Raw genomic sequence first — 19,490 nt, 5'->3', positions numbered from 1 at the left:
GCGGTGCATGACCGCGACATCAACGCGGCGCGCAACATCCTGGCCGCCGGGCTGGCGGCGTCTGCCTGTGGAGACGGTGTAAGACCTCAACGGGAATCCTCCCGGACGGGGCAGTCGTCGCTGAAGCAGGAACCCCAGCGGGCGACCGCTGGAATCCCCCGCCTTTAGGCGGAGGAGGAAGTCAAGCCGCTCGCTGGATGCCGATGGGCCAAGAGGCTGCCCTGCAAAGCCGGTTGCGGCAGCCTGCCGCGCCCATGACGTCGCAGGGGTTCCAGGTCGGCAACTCGAACGGCAGGTGCTTCCTGCCAGGGCGGGCTGGCCATCCGGCCTTCAACACGGCTGAGGCCGGCGCCCACGGATCAATGAGCCCGTCGTTGAGTCAACGCGTTTGCGCCTGCACTCGGTGTCCCCGGTCTCGGACTGCCTTGAACAGCTGAAAGACGTCAAATCGGGGGCGCGTAGGCGCTGTTGTTGGAAAGAATGACCGCCATGACGTACGAAGGCACCTCCATCGACCCGACCAGGCCCAGCATCGCCCGCGTCTACGACTACCTGCTGGGCGGCAAGGACAACTACGCCGTGGACCGTGAGATCGGCGACGTGTTCAGACGCGACCTGCCCGGCTCGGTGGCCATTGCCTTTGCCAACCGCGCGGCCCTGACCCGGGCGGTCAGAGAGATCGCGAGGACCACCGGCATCCGGCAGTTCGTCGACCTGGGCAGCGGCCTGCCGACGGCGGACAACGTCCACGAAGTCGCGCAACGCCACGCCCCCGAGTCCCATGTGGTCTACGTCGACAACGATCCCCAAGTCCTGGTCCACGGCAGGGCACTGCTGGAAAAGAACGAACGCACCCGCGTCGTCCCGGGCGACGTGCGTGACCCCGAAGCAATCCGCACCCACCCGGATACCGCCGAACTCATCGACTTCACTCGACCCGTGGCCGTCATCCTCAGCGCCATCCTCCACCACGTCAACGACGACGAGGACCCGGCGGGCATCGTCCGCTACTGGCGCGAGCACGTCCCCTCGGGAAGCTACTTCTTCATCAGCCACTTCCGCTCAGGCGACAACCCGGAGACTGCGGAGGCTGAGGCGGTCCTCCAGCAGACGTTCGGCCGCGGACGGTGGCGCACCGACGCGGAGATCGCCTCCCTGCTGGACGGCCTGGAGATCCTCGACCCGGGGATCGTTCCCGCGTCCCTGTGGCGCCCCGATGACACCGACAGCACCAGGGACATCGGCCAGGGAAGAGAACTCACCGTCTGGGAACATCTCATCGCGGCCGGGCTGGCCCGGAAGGCCTAGACGCGTAGTTCCGAACGCGGTCAGCCCGATCTCCTCGGGGTGATGCAGCGGATCGGTGCCGTGAACCTCGTAGCGCCGGGTGAGCCTTCTGCCCCACGGGATTGCCGCTGCCGGGAGGGGCCGTATGGCGCGGTGGCAGGGGGTGGAGGCCGCACCGGAGCGCGGGCGGCCGGCACGGGTTCACCGCAAGAGGCCGGTCTTCTTCTTGCTCCGGCGTCTTCGCGCAGACAGCGCCGGTTCGGCGAGAGCTTTCACCTTGTCACCGCTGACGTGACCGAGCGTGGTACAGAACTGCTCGCGCTACGGCGAATACGGCGACCTCGGTGATCTTCGCGCTGCTTTCGAACGCGGCACCGGCCCTGATCAGACGGTCGCCAAGCGGGCCCTGGCCCTCATTTTGGGCAGAAACTCATGGAACCGCCTCACGTCCGAAGCGCCGAGCAGTGCCCACCCCGCATATCCCCGGAACACCGCAGCACGCGCCCACACACGAGGTCACGGCGGCGCGTGACGCTACAGGCCGTGCATCCGCGGCGTCGAAGTGGGCCGACCGCAGCAGATGCCGGTGCAATGAGGTCGGCCGCGCCCTTCTCAGTGGTGGCGGGGGCGGGGCAGGAGTGCGAACGCGCTTTCCGCGATCGAGGTCAGGCGGTCGGGACTGTGGCCGTACGCGCCTACGACATCGCTCCCGCGGATGACGGTCAGCAGAAGGTACGCGAGGTCGTCGGGATCCGCGTCGGGGTCGATGTCACCGTTGCGCTGCGCCGCTCGCACACACTCGGCCACCGCTGTCCGGACCACGGAGAAGCAGTCGTTGGCCAGGCGTTTCACCTCGGGGTCGGAGGCGCCGATCTCCAGGGCCATCTTGGCGGCGAAGCAGGCCGCCGCCGTCCGGTCGGGGGCGGGGGGTACGTCGGCGGCGAGGGGCACCCCGTGGACGGCGCGGAGCAAGTAGGCGTGCAGTCGTTCCAGGGCGCCCTCGTCCGGTCCGGCGAGCATCTTCCGCGGACCCTGTGCCAGCCGGGCGAAGTAGCCGGTCATCGCCTGCAGTAGCACGCCGTGTTTGCCGTCGAACGCGGCGTAGAGGCTGCCGCGGCCCAGGCCGGTGGCGGCGCTGATGTCGTCGACGCTCGTGCCGTTGTAGCCCGAGGTGCGGAACTGTCGCTCGGCGGCATGCAGGACGTGGTCGGGGTCAAAGCTTCGTGGTCTCGCCATACATAGAAGGTAAAGCCGACCCACCCTTCTTGACAAGTCAGTACAGAACCGCCTAGGTTCCTTACTGTTCAGTCCACAACCATCCTGAGCTCACCGGACAGGCTTCGTCCGGGCTTGCAGGACCGGTGCGACCGTGTCGACCTGAGCACAGGCGACCCCACACAGGGCACGACGAAGTCATGTCCACAACCGAAGGAACCACCATGCAGACAGCTTCCCCAGTGGCCCTCGTGACGGGTGCCTCCTCCGGGATCGGGCGGGCGGCTGCGCTCGCCCTCGTGGGCGCCGGCTTCGCGGTGGTCGGCACGAGTCGCAACGCGGCGAACGCCAAGCCGATCGCCGGGGTGACGTTCCTCGATCTCGACGTGGCCAGCGACGAGTCGGTCCGCTCCCTGGTCGGGGAGGTGATCGATCGGTTCGGCCGGATCGACGTCCTGGTCAACAACGCAGGCGTGGGCGCGGTCGGCGCCGGCGAGGAGAGCTCCATCAACCAGGCCATGGAGGTCTTCGACATCAACGTCTTCGGTCTGATGCGGATGACCAACGCAGTGCTGCCCCACATGCGCGCCCAGCGCAGTGGCCGCGTGATCAACGTTTCCTCGGTACTGGGTCTGATCCCAGCCCCCTTCATGGCCGTCTACGCCGCCACCAAGCATGCGGTCGAGGGCTACTCCGAGTCCGTCGACCACGAACTTCGCGAGTACGGCGTGCGGATGCTGCTGGTCGAGCCGGCCTACACAAGCACGAGCTTCGAGGCGAGCAGCATGGCACCCGACTCGCCCCTGCCGATCTACGCCGCACAGCGGGAGGTCTCCCGAGACGTGCTGGCCACGGCCGTGCGCAACGCCGACGCCCCGGCCGTTGTCGCGAAGGTGATCGTCGCGGCCGCCACCGATTCCAAGCCCAAGCTCCGGTACACCGCCGGCCCGATGGCCCAACGCGTCAGCCTCCTGCGCCGGATCGTGCCCTCGCGCGCCTTCGACCAACAAATCCGCAAGCTCAACCGACTGGCCGGCTGACCCCGCACTACACCCGGCGCCCGAAAAGACGCACATGTCCAAAACCAGAGACACTGAAGCCAGCATCAGCCTCTCTCGTCCGACCGCTCCTGGAAAATGGCTGACACCCATGGAATTCGAACACGTCACCTTCGACCTGCCACACGGCACCTTTCACGCGCTGCAGGGTGGTGACCCCGATGGTCAACCGACGGTCGTCCTGCACGGCTTCCCGGACCACCCGCCGACTGCGAAGCCCTTCCTCGCCGAGCTCGCCCGCCAAGGACGTCGCGTCGTCGCACCCTGGCTTCGCGGTTACGCGCCGTCCCCGACCGCGGGACCGTTCGACTTCGCATCCCTCACCGGCGACGTGCTCGCGCTGATCGACCGCTGGTCTCCCGGGCGACCCGTGGAGTTGGTCGGCCACGACTGGGGCGCCCTGATCACCTACGATGCCGTCGTCACCGCGCCGGAGCGGATCGAGCGCGCGGTCACGCTCGCAGTCCCCCACCCCATCACGTTCCTGAGCCGGCCGCGCCTCGCTCAGCTACGCCGGATCTGGTACATGGGGCTCTTTCAACTGCCGGGAAGCGGCTGGATAGCCGGCGCCCGCGATCTCGCCTTCATCGACCGCCTCTGGCGTCAGTGGTCGCCCGGCTTCTCGCTCGATCCAGCTCTGCAGGCGGAGCTGCACGAGCACCTGCGGGCGAGCATGCCCGCGCCTCTGAAGTACTACCGGGCGATGATGCGACCCAGCATGATCGGGGCGACGCGCCGCCTGTCTCATCCGATCGAGGTGCCCCTGCTGCAGCTTTACGGTGCCGACGACGGCTGCTTCCTCCCCCCGAAGGTCGACGACCGACATCGCTTCGCCGCCCCGCACGCGATGGAGATCGTCCCCGACGTCGGTCACTTCCTGCACATCGAGGCCCCCGAGGCGATCGCGGAACGGATCGCGGCATGGGCCAAGTAGCGGATCACATCCCTCGGAATGGGGAACGTACGGCACAGGCCCCGGACGCTGCGCGGACCGTCATCCTGACCGTGGACGACGATCCCGGGGTGTCCCGTGCCGTCGCCCGGGACCTGCGACGGCGCTACGGCAAGTCGTACCGGATCGTGCGCGCGGAGTCCGGCGAGTCCGCGCTGGAGGCGCTGCGCGAGCTGAAGCTGCGCGGTGATCTGGTCGCGGTGATCCTGGCCGACTACCGGATGCCGCAGATGAACGGCATCGAGTTCCTCGAACAGGCCATGGACGTCTATCCGGGCGCCCGGCGCGTGCTGCTGACCGCGTACGCGGACTCGGACGCGGCGATCGACGCGATCAACGTCGTCGACCTCGACCACTACCTCCTCAAGCCGTGGGACCCGCCGGAGGAGAAGCTCTACCCGGTGCTCGACAACCTGCTGGAGGCCTGGCGGTGCAGTGACTTCCGGCCGGTGCCGAGCACCAAGGTCGTCGGGCACCGCTGGTCGGCCCGCTCGTCGGACGTACGGGAGTTCCTGGCCCGCAACCAGGTGCCGTACCGCTGGTACTCCACCGAGGAGCCCGAGGGGCAGCGGCTTCTCGCGGCCTGCGGGCAGGACGGGCAGCGGCTGCCGGTGGTGATCACGGCGGACGGTACGGCGCTCGTCGAGCCGGAGGTGCCCGAACTGGCCGCGCACGTGGGGCTTGCGACGACACCCACGGCCGACTTCTACGACCTGGTCGTCATCGGCGGCGGGCCGGCCGGGCTGGGCGCGGCCGTGTACGGGGCCTCGGAGGGCCTGCGTACGGTGCTCGTGGAGCGGTCTGCGACCGGCGGGCAGGCCGGGCAGAGTTCGCGGATCGAGAACTATCTGGGCTTCCCGGACGGGGTGTCCGGCGGCCAGCTCACCGACCGGGCGCGACGCCAGGCCACAAAGTTCGGCGCCGAGATCCTCTCCGCACGGGAGGTGACCGGTCTGGAGAGCAGCGGGGCGGCGCGGCTCGTACGGTTCGCGGACGGGTCGGCGATCGCGGCGCACAGCGTGATCCTGGCGACCGGTGTGTCCTACCGGCAGCTGGAGGCGCCGGGTGCCGACGAGCTGTCGGGCCGCGGGGTGTTCTACGGGTCCGCGCTCACCGAGGCCGCCGCCTGCCAGGGCCACGACGTGTACATCGTCGGCGGCGCCAACTCGGCCGGGCAGGCGGCGATGTACCTGTCCCGGGGCGCCAAGTCGGTCACCCTGCTGGTGCGCGGAGCGGACCTCACCGCGTCGATGTCGCACTATCTGATCCAACAGATCGCCGAGTCGCCGAACATCTTCGTACGGGCCCACACGGTCGTCGAGGCCGCGCACGGCGACAACGACCTGGAACAGCTGACGTTGCGCGACACGACGAGTGGTCAGACCGAACTGGTCGACGCGCAGTGGCTGTTCGTGTTCATCGGCGCGGCCCCGCTGACCGGCTGGCTGGAGGGTACGGTGTTGCGGGACGAGCGCGGGTTCATCCTCGCCGGGCCCGATCTGACCGCCGACGGGCGGCCACCGGCGGATTGGGAGCTGAACCGGCCGCCGTACCACCTGGAGACCAACATCCCCGGCGTGTTCGTCGCCGGGGACGCGCGCGCGGAGTCCGCGAAGCGGGTCGCGTCCGCCGTCGGAGAGGGAGCCATGGCCGTGATGCTCGTCCACCGGTATCTGGAGCAGTCGTGAGCGGGCGGCCGATGCCGTGCAGCGCGGCGGAGATCAGTTCGCTGTTCCTCTTCGAGAAGCTGAACGCCGAGCAGATCGGCAGGCTGTGCAGCGAGGGACGGGTCGAACTGTTCGACCCTGGGTGGGTGTTCGCCGAAGGCGACCCGGCGACCGACTTCTACGTGATGATCGAGGGCACGGTCGTCATGTCGCGCCGGGTCGGCGACGACGACATCGAGGTGAGCCGCACGTCCCAGCCAGGGGTGTACGCGGGGGCCGTGATGGCGTACCTCGGGGACGGAAAACCGCAGCGGTACATGAACTCGGTGCGGGTGCCGGCGCCGACGCGGTTCTTCGTCCTGCCCGCCGAATCGTTCGCGAACTTCATCCACGAATGGTTTCCGATGGCGGTCCATCTCTTGGAGGGGCTCGCCCTCGGTTCGCAGACCTTTCAGCGGGCCGTCGGGCAGCGCGAACGGCTGCTGGCGCTGGGCTCGTTGTCAGCGGGTCTCACCCATGAGCTCAACAACCCGGCCGCGGCGGCCGTACGGGCCACCTCGGCGCTCAGGGACCGGGTCGCGCACATGCGCAACAAGCTCGGTGTCATCGCCTCGGGCCCCTACCACGGCGACGCCCTGAAGGCCCTGGTCGACCTCCAGGAGCGTACGGCCGAGCGGGTCTCCAAGGCGCCGGCACTGAGTCCGCTCGAGGCGTCCGACCGGGAGGACGAACTCGCCGACTGGCTCGACGACCACGGTGTCCAGAACGGCTGGCAGATCGCGCCGACCTTCGTGCAGGGCGGTCTCGACGTCGACTGGCTGGAGCAGATCGCCGCGGCATGCGACCAGGAGGAGATCCTGCCGAGTGCCATCGGATGGCTCAACTACACGGTCGAAACCGAGCTGTTGATGTCCGAGATCGAGGACTCCACCACCCGTATCTCGCACCTCGTCGACGCCGCCAAGCAGTACTCGCAGCTGGACCGGGCCCCCTACCAGGTCGCCGATGTCCACGAACTCCTCGACAGCACGCTGCTGATGCTGTCGGGCAAGATCGGTCCCCAGGTCAAGGTCGTGAAGGAGTACGACCGTTCGGTGCCGAGGATTCCGGCCTACCCGGCCGAGCTGAACCAGGTGTGGACCAACCTGATCGACAACGCCGTCTCCGCCATCAAGGGCGCGGGCGGCGAAGGGACGCTGACCGTACGCACCGCTCTGGTGCACGACCGGCTGCTGGTGGAGTTCCGCGACACGGGCCCGGGAGTGCCGGCCGAGATCCGCGGCCGGATCTTCGACCCGTTCTTCACCACCAAACCGGTGGGCGAGGGCACGGGGCTGGGGCTCGACATCTCCTGGCGGATCGTCGTCAACAAGCACCACGGTGACCTGAAAGTCGAGTCCGTACCCGGCGACACCCGCTTCCAGGTGCTGCTCCCCCTCACCGCAACCGAGCCCGATACCGTCCCCGACCCGGACCAGGAGCCCTCATGACCAAGGGCACCGGCATCGACCCCAGCGTCCCGCCCTGCGGGGCAGGGACGAGTCGCTGACCCGTCTCGCCGGTGTGCTGGGCTGGCCCCGTGTCCGTCGCCCCGGGTACACGGTCACCGCGAAGGACACGGTGTTCCACGTCAACTATCACGCTTCCTACAGGGACCCCGCACGAGGACGACGCTTGTGAGCTCCTGGCGAACCTCCGTGAAGACGTGAGCGCCCCGTGGTCGCGACAGCCCTGTACGGGATCGAAACCAGCGAAGCCGACTGCCGCCATTTGGGTTGCTGGTCGAATCGAGGGGCGGGCATGGGCTCCTCGGGTCGCGGAAGGGCAGGGACAGTGCTGCGGTCAGGTGGCTGGCCGGGACAGGCTGCGAGGCGGGTGAATGCGCTGGTCAGCTCGTGTCGCCAACGCCAGGTAGCGGAGATCCGGAGGCAGGCGGAGCCTCTTCGGCTCGGCGGTGGCCAACTCGCCGTCCAGCAGCAGGGTCTGGGTCCAGACGAGCAGGCGGATGCGCTCCTCCACGCGGTAGCGGGCCTCCAGGCGTCGCGCGGTTCCCCACCCGTGACCGGGGTGTCGGTGAGAAAGGCCAGGTGCTCTCACGCCGCACGATGACGCGGGTGCCGTCGGGGTAGCCGGTGAGGTCGATCATGCCGGTCAGCTCGGCGGCCTCTGCTCCGTCGCGCAGGGATCCGTCCTATTCCAGGGCCGGGTGCCAGACCCGGTCGGGCAGGGCCCGGATGTGGTGCAGGAAGCACCGCAGCGGGTGGTAGCCGAAGCCGCGCTTGTAGGCGGCTGCCTGCTCCTTCTCGGAGTGGCAGGTGACCAGGGTGGCGTCGAGGTCCAGGACCAGGCAGGGCAGGTCGCGCCCGGCCGCGCGGGACGCTGGTACGCCGTCGCGGGTGTCGGCGGCTTGCAGTCAGGCGAGATTTCGCGTGCGGTGGCCCGGGCTTCTCGCAGGGCGGCCAGTGGGGGAGGGCCGATGTCGGCGCGAAGCGCCAGGCGGTGGGTGTGGAGGCGACCGGGCCGAACACATCGCGTTGGCCACACAGGACAGCGAGGTCAGTGATGGTCTCGCCGCCGTCGGCGTCACGGCCAGGTCGACCGTCACCCGGCCGGGGGCGTGCCCCGTGCCGCGCGGCCGCAGCCGACGCAACGCGCTGGTGAAGGCGCTGGTCAGCCCGGTGACTTCGGCCAGATCGGCCGGCAGGCGGGATCCGGCATGGCCGACCATCCCGCGACCGTCGGCCGAGACGAGAATTCGCGGACGTGACCCGGTGGTGTGCACGTGGAAAGTGCCTTCCCCCGCGAGACGGCAGAAGCCTTGGACAGCCCTGTCGTCCCAGGTCGGAAGGCACTTTCGCTGTGCCGCTCATGATCCGGACACGTCCCCGAGCGAAACACGCGGGCCAGGGCGTGTTCCCGTGCCCGTTGCCTCGCCGCCGGGCTCAGAAGCCGGGGAAGACCCTGCGCAGGTCGTCGAGGGTGACGGTGTCGCCGGTGAGGGTCACGGAGGGCGGGGTGTGGGCGGGGGCGTGCCGACCGGCGACGAGTCGCAGCCACCACTCGGCGGGAGCCGTCAGCACGGCGTCGGCGTTCTCGGGTTCGCCGGTGAGCGCGACCGTCTCGCCGACCGAGAGACCGAAGGTGCGCTCGGGTGCGGTGGTGTGCACCGCGATGGCGACGGGGCCGTTCTCCAGGGCGTCCGCCTTGCCGAGGAAGCCCAGCATCATGCCGGCCTGGTCGAGAAGCGGCCCGGTCGCAGCGGACGCCAGGGTCGTCGACGGGTCGAAGGCCACCTCGACGTCCCACGAGTGGTGGGCGAGCTCGCTGAGCCGGAGCCCTGCCGCAGTCGCGACGTCCACCGGCGCGGGCAGGAAGCCGAGGTCGATCCGGAGGTCGCTGCGGGCCCCCGCGTCGAGGCCCTCGTAGCGTTCGACCAGCGCCTGGTTGGCGGCGACGAAGCCTTCGGCGCGCTCGGCTGGGGTCATCGCGTCCCAGCGGGCCCACACCGACTTGTTGAAGTCGCCGTCGGGGGCACCCGTACCGTCCGTCGCGCCCTCCAGTGTGGCCAGGCCTATTTCGGCGCCGCTGCCCAGATGGCTGAGCACCTGGGAGACGTCCCACTCCGACGCGCCGGACGGGCGGGTGAGATCGGCGGCGGTGAGTCTCTGCACCACGGCGGTGAGGTGGTTGTGTCCGCTGCGGAGGGCGTCGATGATTCGGTCTGTGGCTTCGGTCATCGGGTCTGTCCTTCGTGGATACCCCGGCCTTCAGGCCGGGGAGGAAACGAAGCTCCTGCGGAGCAGGGCAGGGAAAGCCGGTTCGCCGCCAGGGCGGACCGGCGTGCGCCGTCCACCGGACGACACCCGCTGCTCTCAAGGAAGTTGATACGGCGTGAGGCGTGACGCGGCAGGTCAAGCGGGCGTTCAAGTACCGCTTTTACCCCACGAACGGGCAGGCGGCTGAGTTGTCGCGCACGTTCGGCTGTGTCCGCCACACCCTCCTCGGCCACGGGTACGTGGCCATCAGCGGCACCCAGGCCCCGTGGTCGAGCCCTCGGCCGGCGTGCTGGTGGACCGGTTCGCCGTTCGGCATGGTTCTGGCGACCCGGTGGGCGAGCGCGGTTGCGTCGGGGGTGTCGTACCGCATCGTGTAGTAGCGCGAGTGGAAGCAGCCGAAGGCGTGGACGAGCGGGGTGTGCGCGGCCGGTTCGGACAGGGACAGCGACCGGGCAGTCACGTGACGCGGGCCGGAGAGGTCACACGAGCCTGACCGGTCCGGCGTCGATCGGCAGGCGGACCAGGACATAGGGCTTGCGGCGCAGATCCTCGCCCTCGTGGAAGAGCGACATCCGGTTGAGCTGGTTGGCGGTGGCGTACAGATGCCGGTCCGAGGCGACCGAAAGGGTGTCGACCCAGATGAGGTCGGTGCCCTGGGCGAGGGTGCGGTAGGTGCCGTCCGGGTTCCTGCGCCAGATGGAGTTGTGTTCCAGGTCGCCGCCGTAGAGCCGTCCCTTGTCGTCGCTCTCCAAGCCGTCGGCCATCGGCTTGAACCCGTGGTCCTCGACCGTCGCCGCCACCTCGGCGTCGGTGGCGTCGGGGGCGGCGAGGGCGTCGGTGGCCACGCTGTGCAGTCGGCGGCTGGACAGGGGGGAGTAGTAGAGCCGCTTGCCGTCGGCGCTGAGGGCGATGCCGTCGGAGCCGGTCTCGTAGTGCATGGGTTCGCTGCCCGCGGGGCGGATCATGAGGGGTTCGCCCTCGATGATGGGAAGGAACTGCTTGTCGGGGAGCACTGAGGACTGCCCGGTCAGTCGCCGCCAGGAGCGGCCTGTGGCGAGGTCGACCACGATCACGCCGTTCGAGCCGCCCGAGTCGGTGATGAACGCCATGCCCTCGGCGCCGCGCCGCAGGTCGAAGCGCACGTCGTTGGGGTAGCTGTTCGACGGCACCACCTCGGGCGGGAAGAGGATCTTCCGTACGATCCGGTCGGTGCGCAGGTCGACCGCCACGAGCTTCGGGCCGCCGTAGGAGGACCCGGCGAACAGCGGGTTTCCGGTGTCGAGGATCCACAGCCGGTCGGCCGGGTCGACGACGACGCTCTGCACCGACTGGAAGTGCCCTGCCAGGTCGGAGGCGTCCTCGCGGTTCACCTCGGCGTTGGGGTACGCCACCGGTTTCCCTTGCCGCAGTTCGGCGACGGTGAACGGGACGTCGTCGCCCCAGCGGGGGAAGTTGACGAAGATACGGCTGTGGCGTGAGACGGTGACACCCGTCGGCATCGAGCCCCAGAAGCGGGCGACGACCGTGTACCGCTCGGCGGTTGAACTGGTGGCGTGGGCGGGCCCTGCGAGTTGGGTGGCGGCCAGCGACGCGGTGGTCGCGCCGAGGAATGTACGTCGTTTCATGCGAGTGCCTCCTGTTGGGTCTGGTTGCACCATGGACTTCGCCGTGGACAGCAGTTCTCTGGTGCGCGGGTGGCGGGTGGTGAGGTCCATCGCGGTAAAGGCCCTGTCGTGGATTCGTGGGGCGAGACGGTCGCGGTGGAACCCTGGAGATGCCCTGCTTTCCTGTGCTGGTTCGTGTCCTGAGAACAACAGTCATCGCAGGTGGCAGGGCATCTGTGGGGTGGATCCAGGCTCAGTGGGCCATCACGGGCTCGCCCTCGGACGGCTCCAGAGCCCGGTTCGGAATCAGGAATGCCGCGATCACCGCACCGACCACGAAGAACCCGGAGCCCCATGCCAGGGTGGCCGTGTAGCCCTCGACCCCGGCCTGCGCCGCGGCCAGCGCGCTGGGCTTGTGCGAAGTCAGGTAGTCGGTCGCGGCTGACGAGGCAATGGTGGTCAGTAGCGCCGTGCTGATGGAGCCGCCGATTTGCTGACCGGTGTTGATCAGCGCCGAGGCGACGCCCGTGTCCTCGTGGTGAATGCCTGAGGTCGCCCCCTGGATTGCGGTGCTCATCACCGCGCCGATGCCGAGACCCAGCAGGATCAGGCCGGGCATGATGTGGGTGGCGTAGGTGCTGTCCAGCTCGAGCCGGGTCAACAGGGCCATACCGGCTGCGGCGACCAGGAAGCCGGCGCTGACGACGATCTTCGGGCCGACCCTGGGCAGCACCAGCGAAGGCATCGTGGTCGACGAAGCGACGACGCCCGCGACCATCGGCAGGAACGCCAGACCGGTCTTGATCGGCGAGTAGCCGAGGCTGGCCGCGAAGTAGTAGGTCAGGAACAGGAAGATCGAGAACATCCCCATGCCTAGGACGAACACCGCCATGAACGAACCACCGCGGGTCCGGTCCAGTACGAGGCGCAGCGGCAGCAGCGGATGGGCGACCCTGGACTCCAGCCAGACGAACACCACGAGCAGCACCGCGCCGACGATCATGGATCCGAGGGCGACCGGGTCGGTCCAACTGGTGGATTCGACGTGCGCGAACCCGTAGACGACGGCGAACAGCGCCGCGCTCACCACGATGATGCCCGGAATATCGAGTTTGGGCTTCTTGGTGATCACGGGCTTGGCCAGCAGCAGCAATGCACCGATCAGGGCGGGTACCGCGAAGGCGACGTTCACGTACATCACCCAGCGCCACGACGCCCATTCGGTGAGCATCCCGCCGAGCAGCAGCCCGATCGCTCCGCCCGCACCGCCCAACGCACTGAAGATACCGAAGGCCTTCGCCCTTTCAGACGGTTCGGTGAAGGTCACACTGAGCAGTGAGAGTGCCGCGGGCGCGAGCACCGCGGCGAAGAGGCCCTGGGCCACACGTGCCGCGACGAATATCTCGAAGCTGCCGGCAGAGCCGCCGACGACGGACGCAGCCCCGAATCCTGCCAAGCCGACCACGAAGAGGGTGCGTCGGCCCAACAGGTCACCGAGTCGGCCGCCGAGCAGCAGCAGGCTGCCGAACGCCAGCGCGTACCCCGTGATGACCCACTGCCGGCTGCCGTCACTGAAGCCGAGGGCTTGCTGCGCCTCGGGCAGCGCGATGTTCACGACGGTGGCATCGAGCATGACCATGAGCTGTGCCACGCCGATGACGACCAGCACCCACCAGCGCACGGCATGTGAGCCGCGAAGGCCCGAGTCTGTCTTTCCGGAGGCGGGCGCCCCGCGGTCGATGCTGGTACTCATCTTTTTCCTTGCTTGCTCGGCATGACGGAAAGCCGTCTGGAATCTGATCGGTTTCCTCACCGACGAAGGTGAGGCGAGCGGATGACGTGCTGAGATCTCAGGACTTCAAGATCATCGTGTGGCCGCTTTCGGGCTTCCCTCGGCCATCCTCTGGAGGCTGTGTCGGTGTCCGTGGTGGCCAACATCCTGTTGATGCCGGCGCCGGCCAGTCATCGCGCCGGGCGTGCACGCACCCTGTCCACTGAGCTCAGGATGGTTATGGACTGAACGGTAAGGAACCTAGGCGGTTCTGTACTGGGGTGTCAAGAAGGGCGGGACGGCTTCACCTTCGGCGCATGGCCAGACCGCGAAGCTTTGACCCCGACCGCGTCCTGCATGCCGCCGAGCGGCAGTTCCGCACCTCGGGCTACAACGGCACGAGCGTCGACGACATCAGCGCCGCCACTGGCCTGGGCCGCGGCAGCCTCTACGCCGCGTTCGACGGCAAGCACGGCGTGCTGCTCCAGGCGATGGCCGGCTACTTCGCTCGGCTGGCGCAGGGTCCGCGGAAGGTGCTCGCCGGACCGGACGAGGGTGCCCTGGAACGACTGCACGCCTACTTGCTCCGCGCCGTCCACGGGGTGCCACTCGCCGCCGACGTACGCCCCGCCCCCTACCGGACGGCCGCAGCCTGTTTTTGTAGCCGCCTTGAGGATCGCCACGTCCTCACGCAGTCGGCGGATCTCCTCGTTCTCCTCGATCGTGACCCCGGGTGCCTCGCCACCCTCAATCTCGGCCTGAGCGCCCCAGCGCCACAACTACTTCTGCCTACCCCGACCTGCTTGGGCACCGTCAGCACCGCTGCGGTATTTGGTCGGGTACTCGGCACGGTGCTATAGCACCAGCCGGACGGCTCGGGCCCTCAGCCCGGGATCACCTTCTTCGGCATGGCATGCATCCTTCCAGCTCAGAAAGATGCGGCCTTAGGTCGACCGCACTTGACAACTCAGTACAGAACCGCCTAGGTTTCTGACTATTCAGTACACAACCGTCCTGAGCTCACCGGACAGGCTGCGTGCACGCCTGGCGCCTCACCGTCCCGTCGCTCGAGCTGTACGGGGCCATAACCCGGCGCAGGGCACTTCCTGCACCTCGAACAGCCCAAGACGGCCGCCGACCACATCCTCGGCTTTCTGAACAACTGACCCCTCTGCAACCACCCGGAACTCGAAGGGCTGACGGAACCATGACTGGTAAGGAAAGGCAGGAGGCCATGGCTGTGGCGACTCCTCCGTACGCGAGCGACGCACTGGCCGAGGGGACCGTCGACGCGGTGGTGATCGGCGGGGGTGCCGCAGGGCTGAACGGTGCACTGATCCTCGCCCGCTCCCGCCGCTCGGTCGTCGTGATCGACAGCGGCTCCCCGCGCAACGCCCCCGCCGAGGCCGTGCACGGCCTGCTGGCCCTGGACGGCACCCCGCCGTCCGAGATCCTTCGCCGGGGCCGGGAGCAGGTGCGCCAGTACGGCGGACGCATCGTGTTCGGCGAGGTGGTCTCGGCCGAGTCCGCCGCCCCGTCGGCGGACGGGGACCTGCGGTTTACCGTCACCCTGGCCGACGGCCGCAGCATCACCGCCCGCCGCATCCTGATCGCCACCGGCCTCACGGATGTGCTGCCACAGGTGCCCGGGCTCGCCGAGCACTGGGGGCACAGTGTGGTGCACTGCCCGTACTGCCATGGCTGGGAAGTGCGCGACGAGCCCATCGGCATCCTCGCCACCGGCCCGGCCTCCATCGGCCACGCCTATCTGTTCCGTCAGCTGACCGAGGACCTGACCTACTTCACCCACGGCACCGACCTGGACGAGGACAGCCGCGCCCGCTTCGCCGCCCGCGGCATCCGCGTCATCGACACCCCGGTCACCGAGGTCGTCAACGACGAGGACGGTGCCCTCGCCGGGGTGCGCCTGGCCGACGGCCAGGTCGTGGCCCGCCGCGTCGTCGCGGTCGCCGCGCCGATGCAGGCCCGCACCCAGGGCCTGGAAGGTCTGGGCCTGCCGGTGCGGGACCTGCCGAAGGGCCGCGGTTTCGCCTCCGGCACGGCCGGCGCCACCGAGGTGCCGGGAGTGTGGGTGGCCGGCAACGTCACCGATCTGGTCGCCCAGGTCGGTGCCTCCGCAGCGGCTGGCGCACTCGCCGGTGCCGACATCAACAGCACGCTGGCCACCGCGGACACCGACGCGGCCCTCCACGCCATCGCCGAGGCAAGCCCCGAAGCGGCCACACGATGATCTCGAAGCCCTGAGATCTCAGCCCGTCATCCGCTCGCCCCACCTTCGCCGGCGAGGAAACCGACCTGTTTTCCCGTCCGGAAGCTGATCAGTTTCCAGACGGTTCTCAGCCATGCCCGGCAAGCAAGCAGCAGGAGCGTCCCACCGAGGTCAACGCCTCCTTCTCGACCTCCTCGCCCGCCTCGACGACTCCACATCCTCGGCTTCCTGAACGGCCGACCCACCCCCCACCAGATGAAGGACACGGCAATGTCGGAGCGCAATCCCATAGACGAGAACACGACATCGCGACAGCGGGCCCTGGTGGTCGGCCTCGGGATCAGCGGGATCGCCTCCGCGCTGCGACTGCATCGCGCGGGCTGGGACGTGGTGTTGCTGGAGAAGGCCCCCGAGCGGCGCCGCGGCGGATACTTCCTCGCCTTGTTCGGGACCGGGCTCGCCGCCGCCGAACGGCTGGGCTTCGCCGATGCGGTGTCGAATCGCGTCGCTCCGGAAAGCGTGAGCTACGACGTCGATCGCACGGGCCGGCGCCGACGCGGTTTGGGCTACGCCGATGTGTTCCCCGGGTCTCGACTGGTGGTGCGGGGCGACATCGAAGACGCGGCCTTCACCGCCCTGCCCGACGAGGTCGAGATCCGGTACTCGACCGTGCCGATCGCGCTGGATCAGTACCTCGACGGGGTGGATGTCGAGATCCGCGACCTGACCATGGAGACGACGACCGTCGAACGGTTCGACCTGGTGGTCGGGGCAGACGGACTGCGCTCGACGGTGCGCCGGCTTGCGTTCGAGCCCGATCAGAGCCCGATCCGTCGGCTGAACTACATGATCGCCGTGTACAGCCTGCACGAGCCGATACCCGGCTACCGCCCACAGGACGGGCTGATCATGGCCGAGGCGGGCCGATCGGTGTGGGTGTTCCCGTTCGCCAACCGTCCGCCGTCGGTGCTGTTCTCCTACCGCACCGACGACGTGGACGCCGAGTTCACCCGGCCGGCCATCGACTCGCTGCGCGCCGCCTACGGCGCCGAGCCCACCGGCTCCACGCTCGGTTGGCTGCTCGACCAGTTCGAGAAGGCCCCGGACCACCTGTTCGACTCCGCGGAGCAGGTGCACCTCGACCACTGGCACCGCGGCCGAGTCGTGCTCGTCGGCGACGCCGCGTGGTGCCTGACCCTCTACTCCGGCATGGGAGCATCCGCCGGCCTGGCCGGGGCGGACCTGCTGGGCACCATGCTGGAACGCCACCCGCACGACGTGCCACGAGCGCTGCAGGACTGGGAGGACCAACTGCGGCCGTTCATCGACTACCACCTCGGCAGCGGTATGAGCATGCGCGGTTTCCTCACCCCAGGCAACCGCGCCGAGTTGCTGCTGCGGTCCGTCATGATCCGCCTCGGCCGGCTGCCGATCGCCGGCCGACTGCTCGCCAAGACGAGGACCAAGAGTGCGCGGATGAAAAGTCTGGATATCGCCGCCGCTGCAGCGTGAGTGGAGTTCCTCGAATACGAGCGGGAGAACGAGGTCGTCTGGGCCCGCAATTTCGTCGACGAATGCTCGGACGCAGGTTGTGGCGATGGCCGGGAGAGGCATGTACCGGAGAGCAGGCTGTTATCCGCTGCATCGGGGTTCGTCCGAGCTACTTGCTCCACGCGTTGTAGCAGCCGCGGTCGACGAGCCTGGTCCAGTCTGCGTCGAGGGTGGCAACTACCGTGGTCTGACTGCGGGTGCCGCACCTGCTGCACGCGATCCCGGTCTTGCGGTCGAGGCGGTGCAGCTGCAGCGGGCCCAGGGCGGGTTCAGAGCGCACGACGCGGTTGGCGAGGCGGGTCATCGGCGCCGCGGCTTGGTCGTGGAATCGCCGCCACGGCATCAGGTGCCTGCGCGGCGAGACCAGTTGTGTCCTTGTCAGGGGTGGCGCGGGCGGGGCAGGAGTGCGAACGCGCTTTCCGTGATCGAGGTCATCCGCGGGAGCGATGTCGTAGGCGCCTACGACATCGCTCCCGCGGATGATGATCAGCAGAAGGTACGCGAGGTCGTCGGGGTCGGCGTCGGGGTCGCCGTTGCGCTGGGCCGCTCGCACACACTCGGCCACCGCTGTGCGGACTACGGAGAAGCAGTCGTTGGCCAGGCATTTCACCTCGGGGTCGGAGGCGCCGATCTCCAGGGCCATTTTGGCGGCGAAGCAGGCTGCGGCCGTCCGGTCGGGGGCGAGTGGCACTCCGTGGACGGCGCGGAGCAAGTGGGCGTGCAGTCGTTCCAGGGCGCCTTCGTCCGGTCCGGCGAGCATCTTCCGCGGACCCTGTGCCGGCCGGGCGAAGTAGCCGGCCATGGCCTGGAGCAGCACGCCGTGCTTGCCGTCGAACAAGCTTCGTGGTCTCGCTATGCACCGAAGGTGGAGCCGACCCGCCCTTCTTGACAACCCAGTACAGAACCGCCTAGGTTCCTTACCGTTCAGTCCACAACCATCCTGAGCTCACCGAACAGGCTTGGTCCGGGCGTGCAGGATCGCGATGCCGCGCAGGCGGTTGGGACGTTGAACTCATGACATTCAGGGCGTCGCGCGCAGCTCGGCGCAAGAACGAGCCAGCCGATGAAGGCTGCTTCAGACCCAATACTCCGGAGGACCTCATGACCGCGGTCAGTACGGACAACACCGCACCGGAAGGCACGATGTCCCGTGATTGCTGCTGACGAGACGTTCGACGGCACGTGGCCGTATCCCGCCCGCTTCAACGAGGCGGCCGGCGTCCGCCAGCACTACGTCGACGAAGGCCCCGAACGGCCCGATCAGACGATCGTCATGCTGCACGGCGAGCCCACGTGGGGCTACGAGTGGCGCCACCTGATCGGTCCACTGTCACGTATCCATCGCGTGGTCGTTCCCGACCACATGGGCTTCGGCAAGAGCGAAACGCCGCAGGACCGCACGTACGACGCGAGCGAACACATCCTGAATCTCGAATCGTTGCTCGTCGACACACTCGACCTCACCGACATCACCCTGGTGGTCCGTGACTGGGGCGGCCCCATCGGCACCGGGTTCGCACTGCGTAATCCCGGCCGGATCTCCCGGATCTTCGCGCTGAACACCGTGCTGCCTCTCGCCGAAGGCATCGAGGATCTGATGAAGGCCAACGGCGCCGAGAGCCGGTGGTTCCAGTGGGCCCAGTCGGCGCTCGCGGACGGTTCGTTCGAGCAGATCCTCGGAAACGCGGGTCACACCATTGCCCAGCTGATGATCGACCTGCAGCATGTCGCCCGACCGGAGATCGCCACGCCGACCTGGATCCGCGCCTACTCCAGTCCCTTCCCCACCCCCGCCGAGTCCCGCGGTGCCATCGCCTTCCCCCGGCAGGTCCTGGAGGGCCCGCAGGGCCCCCCGCCCGGCCCGCCGCCCATGGAAGCCATCGCCGCACTGCGCGCCGTGCCGGCAATGCTGGCCGTCGGGATGCGTGACACCGCACTGCTGCCCCAGTACGTGATCCCCTCGTTCCGGCTCAGCTACCCCGACGCACCCGTGGTCGAGATCCCGGGCGCCGGCCACTTCCCGACCGAGGACGCTCCCGAGACGCTGCTGGCACTGCTGGAGCTGTTCCTGCAGACGACGCCCGCCCGCACCTGAACCCTCAATGCCGAACGGGCAGCTCCGCGCGTGCGGAGCCGCCCGTTCACCGTGCGGCAGGTCGTGGCTACGAAGCCGAGCCGCCGCCGGGACGACGGTGCCCGGCCACGACACCCCGTCGTCGACGGCTTTCCCCCGTCCTCCGACTACACCTCACCCAATCAGTTTCCAGACGGCTTTCAGTCATGCCCGGCAAGCAGGCAGCAGGAGCGTCGCGCCGAGGTCAACGCCACCCTCCTCGGCCTTCTGAACGGCCGACCCACCCCCCACCAGATGAAGGACAC

The 19,490-nt window shown here is 68.7% G+C and carries 13 protein-coding genes and 5 pseudogenes; 11 read left to right on the top strand and 7 right to left on the bottom strand.

All coding sequences use genetic code 11. The features are described 5' to 3' along the window. Together ACIOHP_RS47000 and ACIOHP_RS46995 are read left to right on the top strand one after the other, a co-directional pair. Positions 1–168: pseudogene (locus ACIOHP_RS47000) on the top strand (RNA-guided endonuclease TnpB family protein); the annotation flags it as partial. 321 nt (positions 169–489) lie between these two features. Next, the gene (locus tag ACIOHP_RS46995; protein ID WP_401897544.1) at positions 490–1,308 is read left to right on the top strand and encodes an SAM-dependent methyltransferase; all 819 of its coding nucleotides are present in this window, start codon (positions 490–492) and stop codon (positions 1,306–1,308) included. A gap of 591 nt (positions 1,309–1,899) precedes the next feature. Here ACIOHP_RS46995 and ACIOHP_RS46990 read toward each other — a convergent pair. Then, the gene (locus ACIOHP_RS46990; protein WP_401897542.1) at positions 1,900–2,523 is read right to left on the bottom strand and encodes a TetR/AcrR family transcriptional regulator; all 624 of its coding nucleotides are present in this window, start codon (positions 2,521–2,523) and stop codon (positions 1,900–1,902) included. 203 nt (positions 2,524–2,726) lie between these two features. On the opposite strand from ACIOHP_RS46990, the gene ACIOHP_RS46985 reads away from it, so the two are divergent. The 4 genes from ACIOHP_RS46985 to ACIOHP_RS46970 are packed head-to-tail and all read left to right on the top strand — an operon-like array spanning position 2,727 to position 7,669. After that, positions 2,727–3,542 carry an oxidoreductase gene (locus ACIOHP_RS46985; protein ID WP_401897540.1) on the top strand — a complete coding sequence of 272 codons (816 nt, stop codon included), beginning with the start codon at positions 2,727–2,729 and terminating at the stop codon, positions 3,540–3,542. 34 nt (positions 3,543–3,576) lie between these two features. Continuing rightward, positions 3,577–4,494, top strand: coding sequence for an alpha/beta fold hydrolase (locus ACIOHP_RS46980; protein WP_401897538.1), 918 nt, complete (start codon positions 3,577–3,579; stop codon positions 4,492–4,494). Further along, positions 4,482–6,200 (top strand): FAD-dependent oxidoreductase, encoded by a 1,719-nt coding sequence (locus ACIOHP_RS46975; protein ID WP_401897537.1) that lies wholly within the window; start codon positions 4,482–4,484, stop codon positions 6,198–6,200. The genes ACIOHP_RS46980 and ACIOHP_RS46975 overlap by 13 nt, the downstream gene beginning before the upstream one ends. A gap of 11 nt (positions 6,201–6,211) precedes the next feature. Then, positions 6,212–7,669 carry an ATP-binding protein gene (locus tag ACIOHP_RS46970; protein ID WP_401897554.1) on the top strand — a complete coding sequence of 486 codons (1,458 nt, stop codon included), beginning with the start codon at positions 6,212–6,214 and terminating at the stop codon, positions 7,667–7,669. A gap of 366 nt (positions 7,670–8,035) precedes the next feature. On the opposite strand, the pseudogene ACIOHP_RS46965 reads toward ACIOHP_RS46970, so the two are convergent. Both ACIOHP_RS46965 and ACIOHP_RS46960 read right to left on the bottom strand, forming a co-directional pair. Then, positions 8,036–8,961, bottom strand: a pseudogene (locus tag ACIOHP_RS46965) (transposase); the annotation flags it as partial. Between the two features lie 160 nt (positions 8,962–9,121). Further along, complete coding sequence (locus ACIOHP_RS46960) at positions 9,122–9,916, bottom strand: maleylpyruvate isomerase family mycothiol-dependent enzyme (RefSeq protein ID WP_401897535.1); 795 nt, start codon at positions 9,914–9,916, stop codon at positions 9,122–9,124. 161 nt (positions 9,917–10,077) lie between these two features. Between ACIOHP_RS46960 and ACIOHP_RS46955 the strand changes: the two are divergent. Beyond that, a pseudogene (locus ACIOHP_RS46955) lies at positions 10,078–10,170 on the top strand (helix-turn-helix domain-containing protein); the annotation flags it as partial. Between the two features lie 264 nt (positions 10,171–10,434). On the opposite strand, the gene ACIOHP_RS46950 reads toward ACIOHP_RS46955, so the two are convergent. Further along, positions 10,435–11,580, bottom strand: a complete 1,146-nt coding sequence (locus tag ACIOHP_RS46950) for an L-dopachrome tautomerase-related protein (RefSeq protein ID WP_401897534.1) — start codon at positions 11,578–11,580, stop codon at positions 10,435–10,437. Between the two features lie 232 nt (positions 11,581–11,812). Then, a complete protein-coding gene (locus tag ACIOHP_RS46945) occupies positions 11,813–13,312 on the bottom strand; it encodes an MFS transporter (protein ID WP_401897532.1) in 1,500 nt (499 codons plus the stop codon). A gap of 335 nt (positions 13,313–13,647) precedes the next feature. Here ACIOHP_RS46945 and ACIOHP_RS46940 point away from each other — a divergent pair. After that, positions 13,648–14,001 (top strand): annotated as a pseudogene (locus ACIOHP_RS46940) (TetR/AcrR family transcriptional regulator); the annotation flags it as partial. On the opposite strand, the pseudogene ACIOHP_RS46935 reads toward ACIOHP_RS46940, so the two are convergent. Further along, positions 13,990–14,262, bottom strand: a pseudogene (locus tag ACIOHP_RS46935) (hypothetical protein); the annotation flags it as partial. The pseudogenes ACIOHP_RS46940 and ACIOHP_RS46935 overlap by 12 nt on opposite strands. A gap of 302 nt (positions 14,263–14,564) precedes the next feature. Here ACIOHP_RS46935 and ACIOHP_RS46930 point away from each other — a divergent pair. Both ACIOHP_RS46930 and ACIOHP_RS46925 read left to right on the top strand, forming a co-directional pair. Further along, entirely contained in the window at positions 14,565–15,581 is a 1,017-nt protein-coding gene (locus ACIOHP_RS46930) for an NAD(P)/FAD-dependent oxidoreductase (RefSeq protein WP_401897530.1), read from the top strand. Between the two features lie 249 nt (positions 15,582–15,830). After that, positions 15,831–17,072, top strand: a complete 1,242-nt coding sequence (locus ACIOHP_RS46925) for an FAD-dependent monooxygenase (RefSeq protein WP_401897528.1) — start codon at positions 15,831–15,833, stop codon at positions 17,070–17,072. Between the two features lie 148 nt (positions 17,073–17,220). Here the strand turns inward: ACIOHP_RS46925 and ACIOHP_RS46920 are convergent, their stop codons facing one another. After that, positions 17,221–17,949 (bottom strand): TetR family transcriptional regulator C-terminal domain-containing protein, encoded by a 729-nt coding sequence (locus ACIOHP_RS46920; RefSeq protein WP_401897526.1) that lies wholly within the window; start codon positions 17,947–17,949, stop codon positions 17,221–17,223. A gap of 312 nt (positions 17,950–18,261) precedes the next feature. Between ACIOHP_RS46920 and ACIOHP_RS46915 the strand changes: the two genes are divergently transcribed. Further along, positions 18,262–19,206, top strand: a complete 945-nt coding sequence (locus ACIOHP_RS46915; RefSeq protein ID WP_401897524.1) for an alpha/beta fold hydrolase — start codon at positions 18,262–18,264, stop codon at positions 19,204–19,206. The last annotated feature ends 284 nt before the right edge of the window (positions 19,207–19,490 follow it).

The sequence above is a fragment of the Streptomyces sp. NPDC087859 genome (assembly GCF_044742595.1).
Classification (GTDB): Bacteria; Actinomycetota; Actinomycetes; order Streptomycetales; family Streptomycetaceae; genus Streptomyces; species Streptomyces canus_F.
Note: the sequence above shows the minus strand (reverse complement) of the source record. Positions and strands in the feature narration are given on the sequence as shown.

Coding starts and splice junctions, on each gene's coding strand:
- ACIOHP_RS46995 (WP_401897544.1), top strand. CDS start 490: ATGACGTACGAAGGCACCTCCATCGACCCGACCAGGCCCAGCATCGCC.
- ACIOHP_RS46990 (WP_401897542.1), bottom strand. CDS start 2,523: ATGGCGAGACCACGAAGCTTTGACCCCGACCACGTCCTGCATGCCGCC.
- ACIOHP_RS46985 (WP_401897540.1), top strand. CDS start 2,727: ATGCAGACAGCTTCCCCAGTGGCCCTCGTGACGGGTGCCTCCTCCGGG.
- ACIOHP_RS46980 (WP_401897538.1), top strand. CDS start 3,577: ATGTCCAAAACCAGAGACACTGAAGCCAGCATCAGCCTCTCTCGTCCG.
- ACIOHP_RS46975 (WP_401897537.1), top strand. CDS start 4,482: ATGGGCCAAGTAGCGGATCACATCCCTCGGAATGGGGAACGTACGGCA.
- ACIOHP_RS46970 (WP_401897554.1), top strand. CDS start 6,212: ATGCCGTGCAGCGCGGCGGAGATCAGTTCGCTGTTCCTCTTCGAGAAG.
- ACIOHP_RS46960 (WP_401897535.1), bottom strand. CDS start 9,916: ATGACCGAAGCCACAGACCGAATCATCGACGCCCTCCGCAGCGGACAC.
- ACIOHP_RS46950 (WP_401897534.1), bottom strand. CDS start 11,580: ATGAAACGACGTACATTCCTCGGCGCGACCACCGCGTCGCTGGCCGCC.
- ACIOHP_RS46945 (WP_401897532.1), bottom strand. CDS start 13,312: ATGAGTACCAGCATCGACCGCGGGGCGCCCGCCTCCGGAAAGACAGAC.
- ACIOHP_RS46930 (WP_401897530.1), top strand. CDS start 14,565: ATGGCTGTGGCGACTCCTCCGTACGCGAGCGACGCACTGGCCGAGGGG.
- ACIOHP_RS46925 (WP_401897528.1), top strand. CDS start 15,831: ATGTCGGAGCGCAATCCCATAGACGAGAACACGACATCGCGACAGCGG.